This is a genomic window from Melittangium boletus DSM 14713, from assembly GCF_002305855.1.
Taxonomy (GTDB): Bacteria; Myxococcota; Myxococcia; order Myxococcales; family Myxococcaceae; genus Cystobacter; species Cystobacter boletus.
Window position 1 is genome coordinate 3,654,600 of the sequence record NZ_CP022163.1, and the last position, 17,908, is coordinate 3,672,507.

Below are 17,908 nucleotides of genomic sequence, written 5' to 3' on the forward strand. Positions count from 1 at the left end.
GGCTGACGCCATGGAACGCTTCGTCGAGGTCACCGAGGGAGTCTCGCTCTGGGTCGAATCACGAGGTCCGGAGGGAGCGCCCGCCATCCTGCTCATCATGGGCGCCAACGCGTCGGGACTGGCCTGGCCCGACGCGCTCGTGGATCTGCTGGCCCGGGACCACCGGGTCATCCGCTATGACCACCGGGACACCGGTGCCTCCACCTGGGCCTTCGACACGAAGCCCTACCCGCTGACGCGACTGGCCGAGGACGCCCTGGTCATTCTCGATGAGCTGGAGATCGACCGCGCGCACGTCGTGGGCATGTCGTTGGGAAGCCTGCTCGTCCAGTGGCTCCTGGTCGCCCACCCCGAGCGGCTGCTCAGCGCGGCGGTCTTTGGTGCCGCGGCCCTGGGGGGCACGCCCGCGCTCGCCGACGGCACGCTGCAAGCCCCCGTCGATCCGGAGCTGCTCGAGTTCTGGACGCACATGTTCGAGCCCCGCGACCGCGAGGCGGAGCTCGCGTGGCGGCTCGAGAACTGGCGCAGGCTCAACGGGCGGGCGATCCCCTTCGACCCCGAGGAGTTCCGGAAGCAGGAGGAGCGGATCATGGCCCACGCGGGCCGGCCCGACAATCCAGGCGCCCACGCACGGGCCGACTACTCGGCGCTGCAACGTGGGGCGGAGCTCGTCCACGTCACCGTGCCCACGCTCGTCATCGCCACGCCGGAGGATCCCATCAGCCCCGCCTCCAACGCGCGGCACCTGGCGGAGAACCTGCCGCGCTCGACCCTGGTGACGATCGAGGGCATGGGGCATGCGATTCCCCGCGCCGTCGTGCCCCGGCTCGCGGACGTCCTCCTGCGCCACGTGCACGTCGTGGATGGCATGCGCGAGTAGCGGGAGGGCCCGGCGGAGCGTTCCACCGGGCCTTGTCCCCTACTTCAGGTCGGTGCGGCCGTCGGCGATCGCCGCCCGCTTGTAGGCGGGGCGCGCCGTGATCCGCGCGATGTAGTCCTTGAAGAGGGGCTCATCCAATCCCGGCGCCTTGAACGACATGGCCCAGCTGATCTCGGAGCCGACGTAGACATCCGCCGCGCTGAACTGGTCCCCGAGGATGTAGGGTCCCTGGGCGAGCATCGTCTTGAGCGCGCCAATCGTGTCCTCGTAGCTGCCGTAGCCGATGGCGCCCTTGCGCTCGACGGGCGGGCGCTTGAACATGGTGTCGAGGAGCGCGGGCTCGAAACAGCCCGCTCCGAAGAAGAGCCAGCGGTAATAGGTGCCCCGGCGCTTGTCACCCGGCGGCGGCGCCAGGCCCGCCTGGGGGAACGCATCGGCGAGGTACGCGATGATCGCGGCCGTCTCGGTGACGACGGTGCCGTCATGGACGAGCGTCGGCAGCTTGCCCATCGGGTTGATGGCGAGGAACTCCGGGCTCTTGTGCTCCGCCTTCTCGAAGTCGATGCGCACGACGCGGAAGGGCGCACCCACCTCGTGGAGCATCCAGTGGGCCATCTGCGCCCGCGACTGGGGGTTGTGATAGAAAACGACTTCTCCACTCATGTGTGTCCTCCTGGGGAAGGCGGCGAGCATGCCACCCCCCGAGCCAGATGGAGCGACTTCCGAATTCTCCGCACGCCCAGAATAAACACACCGCCCTTGCGTGAAGAGGCACGGAGCTGGCGCTCCGAGACGCTCCCACCCCGAGCGTTTCCCCCAAGGAGATCCCCCATGCACAAGACGTTGCGGTTATCACTGCTGCTCGCTGGCGCCCTTCCCCTCGCCAGCGGTTGTGGAGCACCGGTGGAGCCCTCGGATGCCGCGAACGGCACCTCCATGGCCTCGCGGTCCGAGGGTCTGGGCACGACGGCGGCCACCTGGACGATCAACGCGCCCATGAAGGCGTCGCGCTCGGATCACACCCTCACGGTACTCAACTCGGGTCTGGTGCTGGTGGAGGGCGGCATCCAAGGCGGGACCCGCTTGCGAAGCGCGGAGCTGTACGACCCCTACACGGACACCTGGACCGTCACGGGCGCACCCAACGAGGCGCGGGTCAACGCGCGCGCGACCCGGCTCGCCTCGGGGAAGGTGCTGGTGGTCGGCGGCTCCAACAGCACCACGTCCGGCAGCCCGACCGCGGAGCTGTATGACCCGGACACGGGCACCTGGAGCTATACGGGCTCGCTCAACACGGGCCGCTCCTCGTTCACGCTCACCCTGCTGGACTCCGGCAAGGTGCTGGTCACCGGCGGCATGGCGCACGGAGGCACCTTCACCTCCACCGCGGAGGTGTATGACCCCGACACCGGCACCTGGAGCTACACGGGGCCCAAGGCCATCGTCGGCTTCTTCCAGGCGGCGACGAAGCTCTACTCGGGGGAAGTGCTGGTGACCGGCAGCGTCTCCCCGGCTCGCAACGCGGAAATCTACAACCCCAGCACCAACAGTTGGCGGACCGCGACGAATGTCCCGGGCCCCCACGCCTTCCACTCCACGATACGGCTGTACTCGGGTCAGGTGCTGCTGACGGGCGGCGGCAATGGCCAGGGCGACACCGCGGAGACGTACCTGTACGACCCCTTCAACGACCAGTGGACGCGCGGTCCCGACATGAAGCAGGCGCGGGGACAGGATCACGCCTTGATCCTGCTCTACTCGGGCCAGGTGATGGCCGCGAGCGGAGACTCCGCCGAAATCTACGATCCCACCACCAACACCTGGACGCTCTCGACCAGTGGGAAGCCGGGACTCCACGCCCGGAGGACCGGCCTGCTGCACACCGGCCAGGTCCTGTTCGCGGGCTCGGAGACCACGCGCTACACGCCCTGAGCCGGGCCTACCGGCACGCGGCATCCAGGAGTTCGGGCCGGTACTCGAAGTGCATCGTGTCGTAGTGGTACCAGCGCCCGCCCCAGATGAACCCCTCGGCCTCGAAGGCCTCCACGATGGCCGGGGGAATCTGGTTCGTCCACCGCACCGGCTCGCGGGGGCGGGCCCAGTCCCAGTAGTGGGAAAGGGCCACGTTCAGGTCGAGTGACACCCCATAGGAATGCGCGCTCTGGCGTTGCGTGCGGGCGATCTTCCGCCACGAGAAGGTGCCCCCCAGGGAACGCAGGTACGGACGCAGGGAGGGAGTGTCGCGCAGGGCCCGCTCCAACCGCTCCGCCACGCGCAGGAAGGCGGGGGCCACCTTGCGGTGGACCTTCAAGCGCTGTCCCAGGAAGACGATCTCCACCACGTCCACGCGGGCCGGGCGGTCCCCGTAGGTGGCGAGGAAGAGCGGATCGAAGCGGATGCGGCCAGGGTCCTCGTTCTCCCGAGTCACCGGGCGCACGGGGCCGGAGACATACGGCTGGGAGAAGGTGTCCTCCAGGTCCGGCGAGGCCAGCTTCTCCTCGAAGGACTTCGTCCGGCCATCGTCCCAGGGAAAGGTGGCCGCCCCCACCTGCGCATGCCACGCGTCCCCCACGCGCACGGGCCGCACGGCGTACCACCGGGACAGACATGCCAACGCGCGCGGAGGCGCCTCCTCGGCGCGGACCGGACCCGCGAACAGGAGCACGAGGGGAAAGAAGGATGAGAACAGGAAGGAACGCACCGCCCCAGAGTGCCATGAGCGCACCGGGACGTTGACTCCGTCACCCGGCGGCCCATGCTGGCGGGCCATGCGCATCCATCATCTGAATGGGGCAACGCTGTGTCCCTGGGGCCGGAAGCTGGTGCTTGGCGGCGGAGACAACCACCTGGTGTGCCACTGCCTGCTCCTCGAGACGAACGCGGGCCTGGTGCTGGTGGACACGGCCCTGGGGCTGGAGGACCACCACGCCTCCTCCCGCCAGGGCGTGCGCGACAACATGCGCTCGGTGCGGCCCATCTGGGACCCAGCGGAGACGATGGCGCGGCAGGTGGAGCGGCTGGGCTTCCGGCGGGACGACGTGCGGCACATCGTGCTCACGCACCTGGACCTGGACCATGCCGGGGGCCTGGCGGACTTCCCCAAGGCGCGGGTGCACGTGTACGCGACGGAGCACGTGGCGGCCATGGAGAAGCGCTCCTTCCTGGAGCGCATGCGCTACCAGGACGTGCAGTGGGCGCATGGCCCGGACTGGAAGCTGTACGACTCGACCCGGGGCGAGCGGTGGTTCGGCTTCGATTGCGTGCGCGAGCTGGAGGGCCTGCCGCCGGAAATCCTGCTGGTGCCGCTGGCCGGGCACACGCGCGGACACTGCGGGGTGGCGGTGAACCGGGGCGACACGTGGCTCCTGCACGCGGGGGACGCCTACTTCTTCCGCGGCGAGATGGAGGAGTCAGCCCACTGCCCCGTCTCCTTGCGGCTCTACCAGTCGTTCCTCCAGATGAAGGGACGCGAGCGGCACGAGAATCGGAAGCGGCTGCACGAACTCGCGCGCACCCAGGCGGGCAAGGTGCGGGTGTTCTGCGCCCATGATTCGAAGGACTGGCGCGAACTGGCCGCTATTTCTTCTTCGGGGGCGTAGCGAAGCGCTCGAGGCTCGAGGCGAAGCTCTTGCGCCCGGGGTTGAGCGGCGCGTCGAGCTGACGCTGTGCGCGCACCGCGGCGGTGGGGCTCTCCGCGGGCCCCTCCAGGGACTCCTTGTCGAACTGCTCCTGCCCCCCGCCCACACGGCGCAAGGCGGGGGTGCCATAGACACGACGGTAGGGGTCTCGGCCTGCCATGAATGCCTCCGGTGCTCGGGTCCGCTCGGAGCATAGGCCGGAGCGCACCCGACGTGCACGACCCGGCAAGCCCGCCTCCCCGGCGGCCGGGCGACAGCTTGCACCCGGACCGTTTCCGAGCGATCACCCCGCCGTCGGAGTACCTTGCACCGGCAGCCGCCCCCCATGTCTTCCTCGTCGACAGCCCCGCTCGTTCCCGAGTCGGCCCTGCTTCGCGTCGCGCCTCCCGCCGAGGAGCCGCCGCTGCGCCGCGCCGAGCAGCGCCTGCGCGAACTCGTCGCGGAGATCGACGCCCTGGACTCGGGCCTCGAGGCGCTCCACCAGGAGCTGGAACGCTTCGCCCGGGCCTATGAGGACTCCCTCGCCGAGCCCTCCGAGGAAGTGAACCGCGCGGAACGTCTGTTGCGCCGGCTGCGCACCCTCCAGGACGCGATCGCCGCCCTCACGCGCCTCCTGGAGCAGCCTCCGCCCTCCGCCGAGGCCCCGCGCCGACGCTCCGATTCCACCTCCGCGCGCACCACCCCGCGAGCGCCCACCGTCACCCCTCCGGATGAGGACGAGGACGACGAGGCGGCCTTCCGGGAAGAGGCCGAGGAGGACGAGGTGCCCTCCACCGCGAGGCCCGCGCTCGCCGAACCCGAGCGCGAGGACGAGGCCAGCGTGCTCAAGCGGCTGCGCCGGCGGCTCGCGCGGCTGTTGCACCCGGACCTGGCGCAGTCGGACGAGGAGCGAACGCGGCTGGACGCGCTCATGGTCCGCGTCAACGTCGCCTACGAGGCGGGAGACCGGGCCACGTTGGAGCTGATCGCGGCCCGGGTGGGCGCGGGGGAACCGGCGGAAGCCCTCACCGACGACGAGCGGCTGGCCCACCTGGAGCGCCGCATCCAGGTGCTGTCCACCGCCGCGCACTCCCTGCGCCAGCAGCGCGAGCGCCTGCGCGCCACCGCCACCGCCCGCCTGCACGAGGAAGCCCAGCGCCGCGAGGCCGAGGGCCGTGACTACCTGGCCGAATCGCGCGTGGAACTGGACGAGGAGCTGCATGGACTCGCGCAGGATGTGCGCGCCCGCCTGCGGCAGCTCGAGCGCGCCGCGCGCGCCCTGACCCTCTTGAGGAACAAGCGGATGACCACCCTCCCCGAGCGAGCCAAGGGACGCAAGCTGCGCGCCTTCGATCCCGTCCTGGAGAGTCCCCTGGTGCGCCAGGGCGTGCTGCGCCTGGAGCGCCAGCGCGCCACGCCCGCCGCGCGCGAGCTGGCGCGCCGCTTGGAGGACGCCGTCACCCAGGAGCCCTGGCAGGTGTCGCTCACGCTCATGGCCTTCTTCGCGGAGGCCGCGGGCCGCCCACCCCCGGGGCTCGACACGAGCGACGCCTGGGCCGAGCGCTACGAGCTGTTGCGCGAGCTCGACATGCCGGAGGCGCCCACCTACGACCAGGCGCTCACGCGGCTGCCGCGCCATCTGGAGCTGGGCCTGAGGGTGATGAAGAAGGAGGTGCGCTTCGGCCTGCAATTGCGAGAGGCGGAATTGCTCGCCGCCGTGCCCCTGGCCCTGCAGCGCGCGGACGTGGCCGAGCGGGGGCGCTCGGTGCTCTCGGTGATTGGCCCGCAGGAGCAGTGCAAGGGCTGCGGCGAGGAGGTGCTGCTGCAACACCTGCTGCGCACGCGCGGGCTCGACGAGCTCAACGGCATGGTCTGCCCGCTGTGCGCCCACACCCAGAAGAGCTACTGGCTCTACAGCCGCTCCGAGGGGCAGGAAGCGCTGCTGCCCCACGCGCTGCGGCTGGGCACGGTGGTGGAGCAGGGCGTGCGGCTGGCGGGCACGAGCGTGGGCTTCCAACTGCTGCCCGAGGAGCGGGAAGCCCTCACGGCCGCCCAGTTGCGCCAGCGCTTCGTGGACCTGTACCTGCAACCCTATGGCGTGGAGCTGGCGCCCGAGCACGTGCGGCTGGTGCAAGGAGGCCACACGCTCGACGCCGAGGCGCATGTGGGCCGGGGGAGCGTCACCGTGAAGATCGCGCCCGAGGCCGGACAGAGCGAGACACAGGTGCTGGAGCTCTTGCGCGCGCGCATCGAGCGGCGCTTCCGCCCCGACACGGCCCGGTAGGGACACACAGAAGGCTCCAAGCCGCCCATGGCGGGCTAGCATCACCCCTTGGCGGAATTCTGGAAGAAGCGCGGTATGGGCTCCAGTAGAACACCCCACGCCATTCCCCTTGGGATTCGGACAATGACCTCCAGGATGTTCCGAAACTTGATGCTGCTCGGGCTGTTCATGGGCCCAGGTGCCTGCACGTGCATGAAGAGCGACGAGGAACGCCTTCGCGAATACGAGCAGGAAATAGAGTCCTTGCCCGAGGAACTTAAGCCCATCGAGCTGACGCTCTACGGCCTGAATTACACCGACCTGTACATCGACAGTTTCTCGGTGTCGGGCATTGGAGGGGCCAACATTCCCGTCAGTTCACCTACCGCTGGAAGTAGTGGTGGTGTGTGTTGCATGCCTTGGTATCCAGGAGCGGCCCTGCCCATCCCCATCAAGGTCTCCTGGACTCGGGACAACAAGCGTCGGTGCGAAAAGGAAGTCATGATCACTGGCCCCGTACCTCCAAATCCAGAGAACTTCGCGGTGCACTTCTTCCCCGATGGGCACATCGAGATCGAACTCACAGAGGGCTATCCAGAACTCAAGCTGCGATTGGAGCGCTTCAGCGCCACACAGCGCAAGGAATCGGGCAATGTCGTCTTGGACGAGCAAGTCGCAAGGTGCAAGAATGTCAACCAACAGTGACCAGAAGACTCAAGTCCTTTCCAGTCTGAGCAAGTCCGTCACATTCTTGAACATGCGCACCGGGAAGACCACACGAGCACTTGGGGCCAACGGTAACAGTGCTCAGAAATCACAGCCTTCAACTGGAACGCACGTCTCCATCTTCTTCGATGGTACGGGAAATAATCTGGAAGCGGACCATGATACCGGAGAGCACAGCAACGTGGCTCGGCTCTTTCAGGCCCATCGTGAAGATCCGACGCAAGGCATATATCGCCATTACGTCCCAGGCATCGGGACATATTTCCGGGAGATAGGAGACCCCGGCGGCGAGCGCCTGGGCAACGGGGCGGGAGGCAAGGGGGAAGCCCGGCTCCAGTGGGCGATGGCGAAGCTGGAGAAACACCTCGCCCAGAGCGATGGCCGACAGACGCTCCATCTGGCGCTGTTCGGATTCTCGCGTGGGGCCACGCTCGCACGCGCGTTCGCTCTGCGCATTGCTCAGAAATGCCAGCGCCGTGGAGATGGCGTCTGGCGCCTCACGCTAGGTCAACGCACCTCCCCCATTCGTCTGTACTTCATGGGACTGTTCGACACAGTGGCCTCCGTGGGCACGCCCCTGAGCCTCAACAACACAGCGTCCGTGTTGATGAGCACGGTGAGCACACGGGCGGGAATGATGGACCGCAATGCCCGCGACCTCTCCAAACTCGCGTTCGGCACCGAGCCGGGTGCGGATCCCGCGCCTGGATTGTCCACCGGCCATTGGGCCTGGGCCAATGACCTCCACATTCCCGAGATGGTCGAGGATTGTCTTCACATCGTGGCGGCCCATGAACTTCGCAATTCGTTCCCAGTGGACAGTCTTCTCCAAGGTTCGGAGTACCCCGCCAATTGTCGTGAAATGCTCTATCCCGGAGCACACTCGGACGTGGGCGGTGGCTACCGTACAGGAGAAGGAGCCCGAAGCCGGACAAATGGCTCGCTCCTGAGCATGATTCCCTTGCGGGTCATGCGGGATCAGGCCATCCAGGCGGGTGTTCCCTTGGACAGCGCCCTCAACGGTCGAGACTTCGCCGAGGATGCCGCCAGCAAGGAGTCCTTCGAACTCCTTCACCAGCGATTCAGCGGCTACATGAATGCCGTGGGTTGGGGCGAGCAACCCCTGGGCACCGGAGTTCTGGCCCACATGAAGCGCTATTACCAGTGGCGATTCCACCGAATCGCCCGCGACAAGAAGGACCGGGAGGCTCGCCGGCCCACCAAGGACGAAGCACTCCTCCGGGAGTTCCAGGCCAAATGGAAAACCGAGAGCAAGGATTTGTCCAAGGAGACAGCGGTTTTCCAAAAGAAATATTTCGCACAGGCGCAGCGAACCAGTGAGTTGAAAAACTCATTTGGTGCCCAGCGTCGGCAGCAACTCGTGCAGAAAGAACAGTTCATGGCCAACGCCATGAAGAACGACTACCTGTCCCTCAAGGCACGTCTGGACACCCTGCCCAGCTGGGATGGATCGTTCCTGGAGTCCCTGAAAGTCTACGACGCACAACTCCTCGAGGATGTCCGCGCCATCCAGGCGCTCTCGAAGTTCCTGGGCCGGCAGAAACTCCGGCCCCACTATCAGCAGATGCTCCAAGCCTATGAGGACGAGCAACGCGGACAGGGCCTGAAGGATCAGACGATCATCCAGTTCTTCGACACCTACGTACACGACTCGCTGGCGGCGTTCGCCCAGGACTCGACCCTGCCGTCCGATCCCCGCGTCATCTACACCGGGGGCAACAACAAGATGAAATACGCCGTCAATCAGCCGAGAAGCCAGGCCGCCCCCCACGCGGCCCTCGGCTGATTCCCACCCAGTGCGCCCGAGGGCCTACTGCTGACGGCCCTCGATGGCGCACAGGAGCACGGCCGCCGCGATGCCCAGGCGGCGGTCCAGCTTCCCCGACCGATCCATGGAGAAGTCGAGCGAGATGCGCTGAACGAAGGGGTTGAAGTGCTGGCGGAAGCTCAGCACCGGCGTGCCTCCGATCGTGCCCGTGAAGGTCTGTGGCACCAGGTTGGACAGGAGGCGCCGCACCAGCGCGAGCATCATGCTGTCCTCCTGGAGGAGACCCACTTCCTGGTCTCGCACGTCCAGCACCAGCCACTCATCGCGCAGCATCGACTTGAGGCCCTTGCGGCGCAGCGCGCCCAGCTTCTCGCCCGTCGTCGGATCCGTGACGTCGTACGTGGCGCTGATGTCGAGGATGTTGCGCGCCTTGATGGTCAGCACCTCCTCGCGCATGTCCTCGCCCGTGAAGACGCGCAGGTCCTCCTTCAACTTGAACGCCTTCATCTTCGAGTAGAAGACGACCTGGCCCGCCTCGTCGTAGATGTGGAAGGCGCCCCCGAAGAGCTTGAATACCTTGCGGCGGATGACATAGCGGCTCTGAGCGAAGCGGCCCGGAGCCAGCTCGGAGCGGGGGCGTATATCGAGTGCGGTCGTCATGGATTCTCCTCGGAAGTGGGCATGCGAATCGCCGTTATAACAGCGGTGCCGCCCCAGGTGAGATCCGGCGGAGCGCTTGACCCCGCGCGACGCCTCACGCACTCATGAGGGCCATGTCCCCGCTCCCCCTGCTGTTGCTCACCCTCGTCACCGCCTCGCCCGAGCCGGTCAAGACGCCCTCGCCCCTGGCCGCGGTGAACGCCGTGCTGGATGACTGGCACCGCGCGGCCGCCCAGGCGGACGAGGCCCGCTACTTCGGCCACTTCACCCCGGACGCCGTGTACCTCGGGACGGATGGGAGCGAGCGCTGGACTCGGGACGAGTTCCGCGCGTGGGCCCGGCCCTACTTCACGAGGGGCCAGGCGTGGAGCTTCACCCCGAGCGCTCGCCGGGTGACCTTCTCCAAGGACGGGGCGGTGGCCTGGTTCGACGAGGCCCTGGCGACGCCCAACATGGGTCCCGCCCGGGGCTCGGGGGTGCTGGTGAAGGACGCGGGCGGGTGGAAGATCGCCCAGTACAACCTGTCCGTGCCCATCCCCAATGACCTGCTGGAGGACTTCAAGGCGCGCATCGAGGCGCACGGAAAGAAGCCCCCGGCGCCCGTGAAGCCCTGAGCGCTCCGGCTCAATCGTCGATGGGGTCCGGGTAGACCTCTTCCTCGTCCTCCTCGACGGCGGCACGGGCGTTCTTGCCCTTGCTGGCGGCCGGGGGCTCGACGGCGGCGTCCGGCGCCACCACGTACCACTGGCGGCCCTGCTGCACGCGCTTGAGCAGGCCATCGTGCTCCATGGCCGCGAGCAGCTTGGCGAAGGTGGAGAAGCCGTGGTCGCGCTCGTCGAAGTCCGGCTCCTTGCGCACGATGGCCTCCTTGATGAGCGAGGGGTTCACCGAGCCCGTGGCACGTCCGAGCAGCCGCTGCACCACCTCCACCGCGATGTCCGGCACGTCCGCCTTGCCCTTGGCCGGATGCGCGGCGTCCTTGCTCTCCTTGCCCTGCTTACCTCGGCCGCGCCCGGACTCCTCGGAGCGCTTGTCCTTCTTGTCCTCCTTCTTGTGCTCCCGGTCCTTCTCCTTCTCCTCCTTGTGGCGAGGGCGCAGGTAGATGAACTCGTCACAGGCCTTGACGAAGAGGGGACTGGTCGCCTCCTTCACGCCCAGGCCGATGAGGGTGCGGCCGTTCTCGCGCAGCTTGTAGGCCAGGGGGCAGAAGTCGCTGTCTCCCGAGGCGATGGCGAAGGTGTCGATATGCTCGCGCGCGTAGCAGAGCTCCAGCGCGTCGATGACCATGCGCATGTCCGCGCCGTTCTTCCCCGAGCGGGTGGAGGGAGGCACGTCGATGAGTTCCACGCCGTAGCCGTGCAGGTTGCCCTTCGCCTCCTTGAAGCGGGACCAGTCGCAGTAGGCCCGGCGGAACACCACCTTGCCGCGCTCGAGCAGGCGGTCCATGGCGGGTTGCAGGTCGAAGTTGTTGGGGGAGATACCGGTGTTCGTCACCAGGTTCTCGAAGTCGAGGAACAGCGCGATCCGGTGCTCGTTGTTGTTCAAGAACGCCTCAGCGTTGAAAGGAGGGGTCGCGGCCGAGGGCCGGACAGGTCGTCTGGAGGGTCATACACGGCTCCAGGCGGGAGCAATACGCATTCCTGCGCCCCCGTGCCTGGAGGAACGTCTCCACCGACCTTCTTCCAACAGCCGGGGGACCTCGCTGCTTCCCAGAAGCCCTCCGAAGCGTGTGCGTGGTCACGACGGACTCAGGATGAGGGGTCGCTCGACCGGCTCATGCGCCCCGGCGATGGCCACGGAGGCCACGAGGAGGAGCAGCAAGGTAGACTGGCGAGCCCGACTCCAGCACCCAGGAGCCAGAACGGTAGCGGCTTGGCTCGAGCGCCGGGCTGTGGCAGAACCCTGGCCACTCCGGGCAGTACGCGTACCGTTCAACAGAGCGCAACGACATGAAATCCCACCTGGCTGGTTACAAATACTCGCGCACGGTCTCGCCTTGCTGCTGATTGCCTGCGGCAGTGCTCGCCACGCGGCAACTCCTGGAGCGGAAGAACTCTCTGATTTCGTGCTCGTCATCGAGGAAAAGAATGGTCAGGTCCACCACTCCTGGCAACGAGCCACCGAACTCGACCTGTCGCGGTTCCCCCCTCCAAAGTGTTTGGAGGAGTATCTGATTTGCTTGAAGTTGCAAGGGTCCCATGCCCTGCAATTTCATGCCGCGAGTGACGCGGTCGAGTGGTTGCGGAGAAACCGCACGGAGCTTCTCGTTGGCACGATGGTCATCATCGCTGGCGTTGCGTTCGTGACCCTCTCCGCGGGCGCGGGAGCTGTCGTCCTGGCGCCTATGGTGCTCGTGGCCGGTTGAGGCTGGATGCATACCCCGCTGATCGTTGTCACCCTTCCATGAACACTGAACTCATCAAGAGCACCTTGAATCTGCTCCACGAGGTGGGTCGGCATGCATCCACACCGGAACAACACGAAGCGCTCGAGAACGCCAGGCTCGCCCTCTACTTCATCGAGGGGAGGAGTGAGGCTGGTCCGTTCGCGGATTATCTCGAGAAGTTCGACGCGGAGTCGCGCAGGCCCCTCATCGCCTTCGAGACGAAAGATGAAGCGGACGCCTGGCTGAGGAATCACCCCGCGCCGCCTCATGGTGCCACCATTGGGGCAGCGGGTTCTCTCTACACGCTCGCATACCTGCGCGAACTCGAACACCGGAAGCTTCTCCGCGTCCTTACCGACAAGGAACTGACACGAACGGATGACGCCGAAGTTCAGGCCGAGGAAAAAGAGGATGAACGACCCCCTCCCCATTGGAGCCATCGCTCGATGTTCAGTGTCTTTGGCTTCGCCAACTGGTCTTTCTTCCATCTCCATCAACTTGAGCAGCGACTCTCCTCGCCCGAGGAGATTGATGCCCTCCGCGTCGCCAAGCTCGCCTTCCACTTCGTGATGGACGTAGGGGAAGACCACGGATTCGAGGAGTACCGGCGAACCCTCCTCGCATCCAGGACCTCGCATCCGCTCCAGTCCTTCGCGACCCGGGAGGAGGCGGACACATGGTTGGCAACACAACCCGAGCCCCCACCTCCAGCGGTGGTCGCCATCGGTGGCGACCTCTACTCCGTGGGCTACAACCGACTGAAGCGGTACCGCGTGATGATCCGCATCCCCACGCAGCAGGAACTGGACCCCAGAGTTGCGTGAAGTGACCAGCCTGACGGCCACTCAGCGTTGAAAGAAGGTGTCGCAAAAGCGCTCGAGTCGAGCGAGCGCTTCAGGCAGGTTCATGCGGCCCAGCCCCAGCCGGAAGTGATTCCCGGGGAAGTCATACACGGCTCCGGGCAGAAGCAATACGCCTTCCTGTGCCACCAGGGCCTGACAGAACTTCTCCACCGACTCTCCACTCAACAGCCGGGGGAACGCCACGCTTCCCGCCTTGGGCCGCACCCAGGAGAAGTGTTCCCGCCGCCGCGCGAAGAAGTCGTCCATCCGCGCCAGGTTGTCCGCCAGGAGCGCCCGGCTCCTCGCCAGAACCCGCTCCCGCGCCCGCAGCGCCACGAGCGCCAGCACCTCGCTCGGCGCCGCGTTGCACAGGGACGTGTAGTCCTTGAAGGCCGCGCAGCGCGCCAGCAGCCCCGCGTCCCGGCTCGCCAGCCACCCCACCCGCAGCCCCGCCAGCCCGAACGCCTTGGACATCACCCCCACGCTCACCCCCCGGGCCGACACCTCCACCGCCGAGGGCAACGTGTCGCGCGCGTCGTATTCGAGGTAGCGGTACACCTCGTCCGACAGCACGTACACGCCCCGAGCCTCGGCCAGCGCGAACAACCCCCGCCACGTCTCCGCGTCCGGCAGCGCGCCCGTGGGGTTGTGCGGGAAGTTCACCACCACCACCTTCGTGTCCGGCCGCAGCATGCGCTCCACCGCCGCGAGGTCCAGGCGCCAGCCCTCGTCCTCGCGCAGCCGCAGGAGCGACACCTCCGCCCCCGTCGCCCGAGCCACCTCGTACAGGGACTGGTAGCCCGGCCATGTCACCACCGCGTGATCCCCCGGCCCCAGGAGCACGTTGAGCAGGACGAAGATCGCGTCCTGCGCCCCCGCGAACGTCAACACCTGCCCGGCGTCCACCCCGGGGTAGAGCCCGGCCAATTCCTCGCGCAACACGGGCAGGCCCGTGGACTCCGTGTAGCCCAGGCTCAGCCGCTCCCAGCGCTCGCGCGCGTCCGCGTCCGCCAGAGCCAGCAGGTCGCTCATCCGCCAGCCCTCGATGTCCGAGGAGCACAGCAGATAGGGCGCCTGGAACTCCCATTTCGCGAAGTACCGCTCGAGCTTGAACTCTGGAATCCGCATGACAGCCCCCTAACGCATCAACAGGAAGAGCAGTCCGAGCGCCAGCAACACCGCGCCCACCACCGCCAGCACCTTGACCACCGACACCGGGGCGTCGCCCAGCACCACGGCCGGATCCTCCCCGTGCACCACCACCCGGTAGAGCTTGTTCCGGTAGCGGTAGGCCAGCACGTAGGCGGGCAGCGCGTAGCGGCGCGTCTCCAGGCGCGAGAGCACCACCGCCACGTGCACGTTGCGGAAGCGGCGGCCCGGGATGTGCTCGCGCTCCATGCGCTGGCGGGCCTCGGCCTCCACCGCCGCTTGAATCTGCCGCCGCGCCCCCGAGCGCGTCACGTCGAAGCGCTCCATCTGCGCGTCCTCGGGACCCCGGGGCTCGCGCGCCGCGGCACCCAACCGGTAGCCCCCCGCGAGCTGGGCACATTCGCGCGCCGAGAGGCCCCTCGACGCGGACACGAGTACATCCTGGAAGGCGAGGTCCACCTGCCCCGCGTGCGGCGCCCAGTCCGAGCGGCGGCTGCCCGCGTCCGAGTCCGCCGCCCAGCTCACCCGCGCTCCCGCGCTGAAACCCCACGCCGGCCACCACAGGGCCTTCAGCGAGTCCACCGCCGCCCGGACCGCCAGATCCGAGGGCCGGAAGAAGCGCTTCTGGGAGAGGAAGCCCGCGAGCGCCTCGCGGGCCGCGGAGGGATCCACCGTGAAAGGCACGATGGCCTCGGCCTGCTCCAGCGGGTCCGCCGTCGTCTCCACGTGCATCACCGACGCGCAGAAGGCACACCGGGGCGCCTTCGCCTCCACCGAGTACTCCACCGCGGCCCCACAGGTGTCACAGCGCGCCACCCGTGCCCGGACCTTCTCGCGCGGCACGCCAGACTCCCGGGAGCGGGGCACCGCCAGTCCACAGAGCGGACAGCGCAAGTCCCCCACCTCGAGCGCGCCGCCACACCGCGCGCACCCCACCGCCGCCAGCGCCGTCATGAGTGGCCTCGCAGGAGGAAGTACAGCCCCACGCCCAGCGCCACCACCGTCAGCACCGTGAGCGCCACCTTCACCCACGACACGGGCGGATTGCCGTACACCTCACCCGTCTGTCCGTTGACCACCACGCGCAGCGGGGGCGCGTTCGGGGCGTAGCGCGCCGCCAGCACCCACACGGGCACCAGGCACACGTCCAGCGACTCCTCCTCCAAGCGCATCTGGTAGCGCAAGTCCCGGTGCGAATCGCCCGGCATGAAGGCCGCGAGGCGCCGCGCCACGAGCGCCTCCGCCTCCGCGCGCGCCTGGGCCAGGCACTCCTCGCGCGCCAGCGACGGCTCCTCCGTCACCCAGCCGGCCACCAGTCCGGGCTCGTAGCGCGCCAGGGCCCTCAAATCGAAGGGCTCCAGCGCCTCCAGCTCCGCGTTGGGCAGGCCCCGCGAGGCCGTCACCAGCACGTCCGGCACATACTCGGCGTGCGCGCCCCGGAGCGAGCGCCACTCCGTCTTCGTCACCGTGCGCGTCTTGGTGACCGTCTTGCCGTTCTCCGTCGTCGTGTACGTCTCCGTCTCGCGGTAGTCCTCGCCGATGGAGGCGCTGTACTCGGACTCGGCACGGGCGCTGTAGAGCCAGGCCGGCACATACACCCCCCGGACGTCCTGCAGCGGCGCTCGTTTGAGCCCCGAGTGCGTCCACGGGTGACGCGAGCGCAGCCACGCCTTCACCCGCTCGCCCGCGGCCTGATGCGTGAGCGCGAAGCCCAACGTGAAGACGGGCTCGGGCCTGTCCACGCTCGGCGGACGCTCCACCACCGAGGGCGCCGCGCAGTACGGACACACCGTGGTGCGCAACTCGGGCGCCACCACCAGCTCCGCCCCGCACGACTGGCACCGCAGGTTCATCCCTGGCTCCTCTCGTTCCGGACCCGCGCCTCCCCATACCATCGCCCCAAACTCAACATCCGGGCCAAATGGTGGTATAGGGTCACACCCGTGGTCCTATTTCACGCCATTCATCCGACAGGCGGCTCGCGCCCGTCCTACCTCCTCTCCGGGAGCGACCCCACCGCACTGACCGAGAATCTCTCGGTGGATGGACGGCTCTGGCCTCTCCTCGTCGCGAAGTTCGGCCCCGATTCCCAGGCCACCGACCTCGAGGCGTACCTGGAGGTCCGGAACGAGTGGCTGCGTCGGCGCGAGCCTCACGTGCACGTCCTCGATGTGCGCGAGCTGAGCCTGTCCCAGGTCTGCTCCAGCATCCGCCAGCGCTACATCGACTGGCTGCGTGAGCACGCCGACACCCTGCGTCCGTGCCTGCTGGGCTCGGCCTATCTCTTGAGATCGCCCGAGGGGCGCATCATGACGAGCCTCATCCGTCACTGCGCGGGGATGAACTCCCCCTACGTCATCACCCCTACGCAGTCCCAGGCGATCACGTGGGCCGCCGAACGTCTCCAGGACGCGGGGCTCGCCCCGGCCGCCACGCGCGTGCGCGCCGCGTTCTCCATCCCCGCGAGCTGAAAGGCCCCGCCATGACCCCGTCCTCCTCGCCCGTCATCGGCATCATCGGAGGCAGTGGCCTCTACCAGATCGATGGCCTGACGGACGTCTCCTGGCGCCAGGTGTCCTCGCCCTTCGGCGCGCCCTCGGACGCGTTGTGCTTCGGCACGCTCGAGGGCACGCCCGTCGTGTTCCTGCCCCGCCATGGCCGGGGCCACCGCGTTCCGCCCTCGGAGATCAACTTCCGGGCGAACATCGACGCGCTCAAGCGCGCGGGCGTGACGGACGTGCTGAGTGTGTCCGCAGTGGGCAGCCTGCGCGAGGACCTGCCTCCAGGCACCTTCGTGGTGGTGGATCAATTCATCGACCGGACGTTCGCGCGGGAGAAGAGCTTCTTTGGCACCGGGTGCGTGGCGCACGTGTCCGTGGCGAAGCCGGTGTGCCGGCGGCTCGGGGACGCGGTGATGGACGCCTGCGGGGACGTGACCATCGCGGCGCGCCGGGGCGGCACCTACCTGGTGATGGAGGGGCCGCAGTTCTCCTCCCTCGCCGAGAGCGAGCTGTACCGGGCGTGGGGTTGCAGCGTGATCGGCATGACGAACATGCCCGAGGCCAAGCTCGCCCGGGAGGCGGAGCTCTGCTACGCGAGCGTGGCCATGGTGACGGACTTCGACTCCTGGCACCCGGGGCACGACGCCGTCACGGTGGATCAGGTGGTGTCGGTGATGCACGCCAACTCGGGCAAGGCGCGCGCACTGGTGAAGAACGTGGTGCCCCGGCTCGGCGGACACGCGGGGCCCTGCGTCCACGGCTGCCAGCGGGCGCTCGACCACGCCCTCATCACCGCCCCCGAGGCGCGGGATCCCGCCATGCTCGCGAAGCTCGACGCCGTGGCGGGACGAGTGCTGAAGCGCTGACGCCGCCCGGCTGACCGGCCCCAAAGGTCCGATGCCCGGAGCCGGGCAGCCTGGCATTGTCCCCCCCCATGGAGCACCCGCCGCCGCGGTGGCCATCCATCACGCGGTGCTCCATGAAGATGAGACGCGAAGCGGGCCACCTATGCACCCCTTCTCGATTCTTTCGTCCCTCCGACACACACCGACACGGGCCTCCAGGTGAAATGCCTGGATTCCAGGAATTGACTCG

General features: G+C 67.9%; 19 protein-coding genes. 11 read left to right on the plus strand and 8 right to left on the minus strand.

The features are described from left to right. Window positions 1-10: 10 nt before the first annotated feature. Complete coding sequence (locus MEBOL_RS15380) at window positions 11-880, plus strand: alpha/beta fold hydrolase (protein WP_095978137.1); 870 nt, start codon at window positions 11-13, stop codon at window positions 878-880. A gap of 39 nt (window positions 881-919) precedes the next feature. Here MEBOL_RS15380 and MEBOL_RS15385 read toward each other — a convergent pair whose 3' ends face one another. Next, the gene (locus MEBOL_RS15385) at window positions 920-1,543 is read right to left on the minus strand and encodes a glutathione S-transferase family protein (protein WP_095978138.1); all 624 of its coding nucleotides are present in this window, start codon (window positions 1,541-1,543) and stop codon (window positions 920-922) included. Between the two features lie 168 nt (window positions 1,544-1,711). On the opposite strand from MEBOL_RS15385, the gene MEBOL_RS15390 reads away from it, so the two are divergent. Then, window positions 1,712-2,812 carry a Kelch repeat-containing protein gene (locus tag MEBOL_RS15390; protein ID WP_095978139.1) on the plus strand — a complete coding sequence of 367 codons (1,101 nt, stop codon included), beginning with the start codon at window positions 1,712-1,714 and terminating at the stop codon, window positions 2,810-2,812. 7 nt (window positions 2,813-2,819) lie between these two features. Here the strand turns inward: MEBOL_RS15390 and MEBOL_RS15395 are convergent, their stop codons facing one another. After that, window positions 2,820-3,545 (minus strand): M15 family metallopeptidase, encoded by a 726-nt coding sequence (locus MEBOL_RS15395; RefSeq protein WP_425437619.1) that lies wholly within the window; start codon window positions 3,543-3,545, stop codon window positions 2,820-2,822. 103 nt (window positions 3,546-3,648) lie between these two features. Between MEBOL_RS15395 and MEBOL_RS15400 the strand changes: the two genes are divergently transcribed. Continuing rightward, window positions 3,649-4,479, plus strand: coding sequence for an MBL fold metallo-hydrolase (locus MEBOL_RS15400; protein ID WP_170115516.1), 831 nt, complete (start codon window positions 3,649-3,651; stop codon window positions 4,477-4,479). Here the strand turns inward: MEBOL_RS15400 and MEBOL_RS15405 are convergent. Further along, the gene (locus MEBOL_RS15405) at window positions 4,457-4,678 is read right to left on the minus strand and encodes a hypothetical protein (RefSeq protein ID WP_095978141.1); all 222 of its coding nucleotides are present in this window, start codon (window positions 4,676-4,678) and stop codon (window positions 4,457-4,459) included. The genes MEBOL_RS15400 and MEBOL_RS15405 overlap by 23 nt on opposite strands. 165 nt (window positions 4,679-4,843) lie before the next feature. Between MEBOL_RS15405 and MEBOL_RS15410 the strand changes: the two genes are divergently transcribed. The 3 genes from MEBOL_RS15410 (at window position 4,844) to MEBOL_RS15420 (ending at window position 9,293) form a co-directional block, all read left to right on the plus strand. Then, on the plus strand, window positions 4,844-6,781 hold the full coding sequence (locus MEBOL_RS15410) for a molecular chaperone DnaJ (protein WP_095978142.1): 1,938 nt from the start codon (window positions 4,844-4,846) through the stop codon (window positions 6,779-6,781). 192 nt (window positions 6,782-6,973) lie between these two features. Continuing rightward, window positions 6,974-7,465, plus strand: a complete 492-nt coding sequence (locus MEBOL_RS15415; protein WP_157774998.1) for a DUF3304 domain-containing protein — start codon at window positions 6,974-6,976, stop codon at window positions 7,463-7,465. Continuing rightward, complete coding sequence (locus MEBOL_RS15420) at window positions 7,449-9,293, plus strand: T6SS phospholipase effector Tle1-like catalytic domain-containing protein (protein WP_170115517.1); 1,845 nt, start codon at window positions 7,449-7,451, stop codon at window positions 9,291-9,293. Before MEBOL_RS15415 ends, MEBOL_RS15420 begins: the two co-directional genes overlap by 17 nt. A gap of 24 nt (window positions 9,294-9,317) precedes the next feature. Here the strand turns inward: MEBOL_RS15420 and MEBOL_RS15425 are convergent, their stop codons facing one another. Then, window positions 9,318-9,935 (minus strand): LURP-one-related family protein, encoded by a 618-nt coding sequence (locus MEBOL_RS15425; protein ID WP_095978145.1) that lies wholly within the window; start codon window positions 9,933-9,935, stop codon window positions 9,318-9,320. Window positions 9,936-10,048: 113 nt separating this feature from the next. On the opposite strand from MEBOL_RS15425, the gene MEBOL_RS15430 reads away from it, so the two are divergent. Then, entirely contained in the window at window positions 10,049-10,549 is a 501-nt protein-coding gene (locus MEBOL_RS15430) for a nuclear transport factor 2 family protein (protein ID WP_095978146.1), read from the plus strand. 10 nt (window positions 10,550-10,559) lie between these two features. On the opposite strand, the gene MEBOL_RS15435 is transcribed toward MEBOL_RS15430, so the two are convergent. Next, a complete protein-coding gene (locus MEBOL_RS15435) occupies window positions 10,560-11,480 on the minus strand; it encodes an NYN domain-containing protein (protein WP_095978147.1) in 921 nt (306 codons plus the stop codon). Window positions 11,481-11,931: 451 nt separating this feature from the next. Between MEBOL_RS15435 and MEBOL_RS41145 the strand changes: the two genes are divergently transcribed. Further along, window positions 11,932-12,300, plus strand: a complete 369-nt coding sequence (locus MEBOL_RS41145; RefSeq protein ID WP_157775000.1) for a hypothetical protein — start codon at window positions 11,932-11,934, stop codon at window positions 12,298-12,300. 38 nt (window positions 12,301-12,338) lie between these two features. Next, the gene (locus MEBOL_RS15445; protein WP_095978149.1) at window positions 12,339-13,145 is read left to right on the plus strand and encodes a hypothetical protein; all 807 of its coding nucleotides are present in this window, start codon (window positions 12,339-12,341) and stop codon (window positions 13,143-13,145) included. 21 nt (window positions 13,146-13,166) lie between these two features. On the opposite strand, the gene MEBOL_RS15450 is transcribed toward MEBOL_RS15445, so the two are convergent. The 3 genes from MEBOL_RS15450 to MEBOL_RS15460 are packed head-to-tail and all read right to left on the minus strand — an operon-like array spanning window position 13,167 to window position 16,165. Next, window positions 13,167-14,291, minus strand: a complete 1,125-nt coding sequence (locus tag MEBOL_RS15450; protein WP_095978150.1) for an aminotransferase class I/II-fold pyridoxal phosphate-dependent enzyme — start codon at window positions 14,289-14,291, stop codon at window positions 13,167-13,169. Window positions 14,292-14,300: 9 nt separating this feature from the next. Continuing rightward, entirely contained in the window at window positions 14,301-15,266 is a 966-nt protein-coding gene (locus tag MEBOL_RS15455; protein WP_095978151.1) for a hypothetical protein, read from the minus strand. Continuing rightward, window positions 15,263-16,165: a TFIIB-type zinc ribbon-containing protein gene (locus MEBOL_RS15460; RefSeq protein WP_179956418.1), complete on the minus strand. Its 903-nt coding sequence runs from the start codon at window positions 16,163-16,165 to the stop codon at window positions 15,263-15,265. The genes MEBOL_RS15455 and MEBOL_RS15460 overlap by 4 nt, the downstream gene beginning before the upstream one ends. 90 nt (window positions 16,166-16,255) lie before the next feature. On the opposite strand from MEBOL_RS15460, the gene MEBOL_RS15465 reads away from it, so the two are divergent. Beyond that, a complete protein-coding gene (locus MEBOL_RS15465; RefSeq protein ID WP_170115518.1) occupies window positions 16,256-16,783 on the plus strand; it encodes a hypothetical protein in 528 nt (175 codons plus the stop codon). A gap of 11 nt (window positions 16,784-16,794) precedes the next feature. Further along, window positions 16,795-17,679 carry an S-methyl-5'-thioadenosine phosphorylase gene (locus MEBOL_RS15470; RefSeq protein WP_095978153.1) on the plus strand — a complete coding sequence of 295 codons (885 nt, stop codon included), beginning with the start codon at window positions 16,795-16,797 and terminating at the stop codon, window positions 17,677-17,679. Window positions 17,680-17,908: the final 229 nt, after the last annotated feature.

Coding starts and splice junctions, on each gene's coding strand:
- MEBOL_RS15380 (WP_095978137.1), top strand. CDS start 11: ATGGAACGCTTCGTCGAGGTCACCGAGGGAGTCTCGCTCTGGGTCGAA.
- MEBOL_RS15385 (WP_095978138.1), bottom strand. CDS start 1,543: ATGAGTGGAGAAGTCGTTTTCTATCACAACCCCCAGTCGCGGGCGCAG.
- MEBOL_RS15390 (WP_095978139.1), top strand. CDS start 1,712: ATGCACAAGACGTTGCGGTTATCACTGCTGCTCGCTGGCGCCCTTCCC.
- MEBOL_RS15400 (WP_170115516.1), top strand. CDS start 3,649: ATGCGCATCCATCATCTGAATGGGGCAACGCTGTGTCCCTGGGGCCGG.
- MEBOL_RS15405 (WP_095978141.1), bottom strand. CDS start 4,678: ATGGCAGGCCGAGACCCCTACCGTCGTGTCTATGGCACCCCCGCCTTG.
- MEBOL_RS15410 (WP_095978142.1), top strand. CDS start 4,844: ATGTCTTCCTCGTCGACAGCCCCGCTCGTTCCCGAGTCGGCCCTGCTT.
- MEBOL_RS15415 (WP_157774998.1), top strand. CDS start 6,974: ATGAAGAGCGACGAGGAACGCCTTCGCGAATACGAGCAGGAAATAGAG.
- MEBOL_RS15420 (WP_170115517.1), top strand. CDS start 7,449: ATGTCAACCAACAGTGACCAGAAGACTCAAGTCCTTTCCAGTCTGAGC.
- MEBOL_RS15425 (WP_095978145.1), bottom strand. CDS start 9,935: ATGACGACCGCACTCGATATACGCCCCCGCTCCGAGCTGGCTCCGGGC.
- MEBOL_RS15430 (WP_095978146.1), top strand. CDS start 10,049: ATGTCCCCGCTCCCCCTGCTGTTGCTCACCCTCGTCACCGCCTCGCCC.
- MEBOL_RS15445 (WP_095978149.1), top strand. CDS start 12,339: ATGAACACTGAACTCATCAAGAGCACCTTGAATCTGCTCCACGAGGTG.
- MEBOL_RS15450 (WP_095978150.1), bottom strand. CDS start 14,291: ATGCGGATTCCAGAGTTCAAGCTCGAGCGGTACTTCGCGAAATGGGAG.
- MEBOL_RS15455 (WP_095978151.1), bottom strand. CDS start 15,266: ATGACGGCGCTGGCGGCGGTGGGGTGCGCGCGGTGTGGCGGCGCGCTC.
- MEBOL_RS15460 (WP_179956418.1), bottom strand. CDS start 16,165: ATGAACCTGCGGTGCCAGTCGTGCGGGGCGGAGCTGGTGGTGGCGCCC.
- MEBOL_RS15470 (WP_095978153.1), top strand. CDS start 16,795: ATGACCCCGTCCTCCTCGCCCGTCATCGGCATCATCGGAGGCAGTGGC.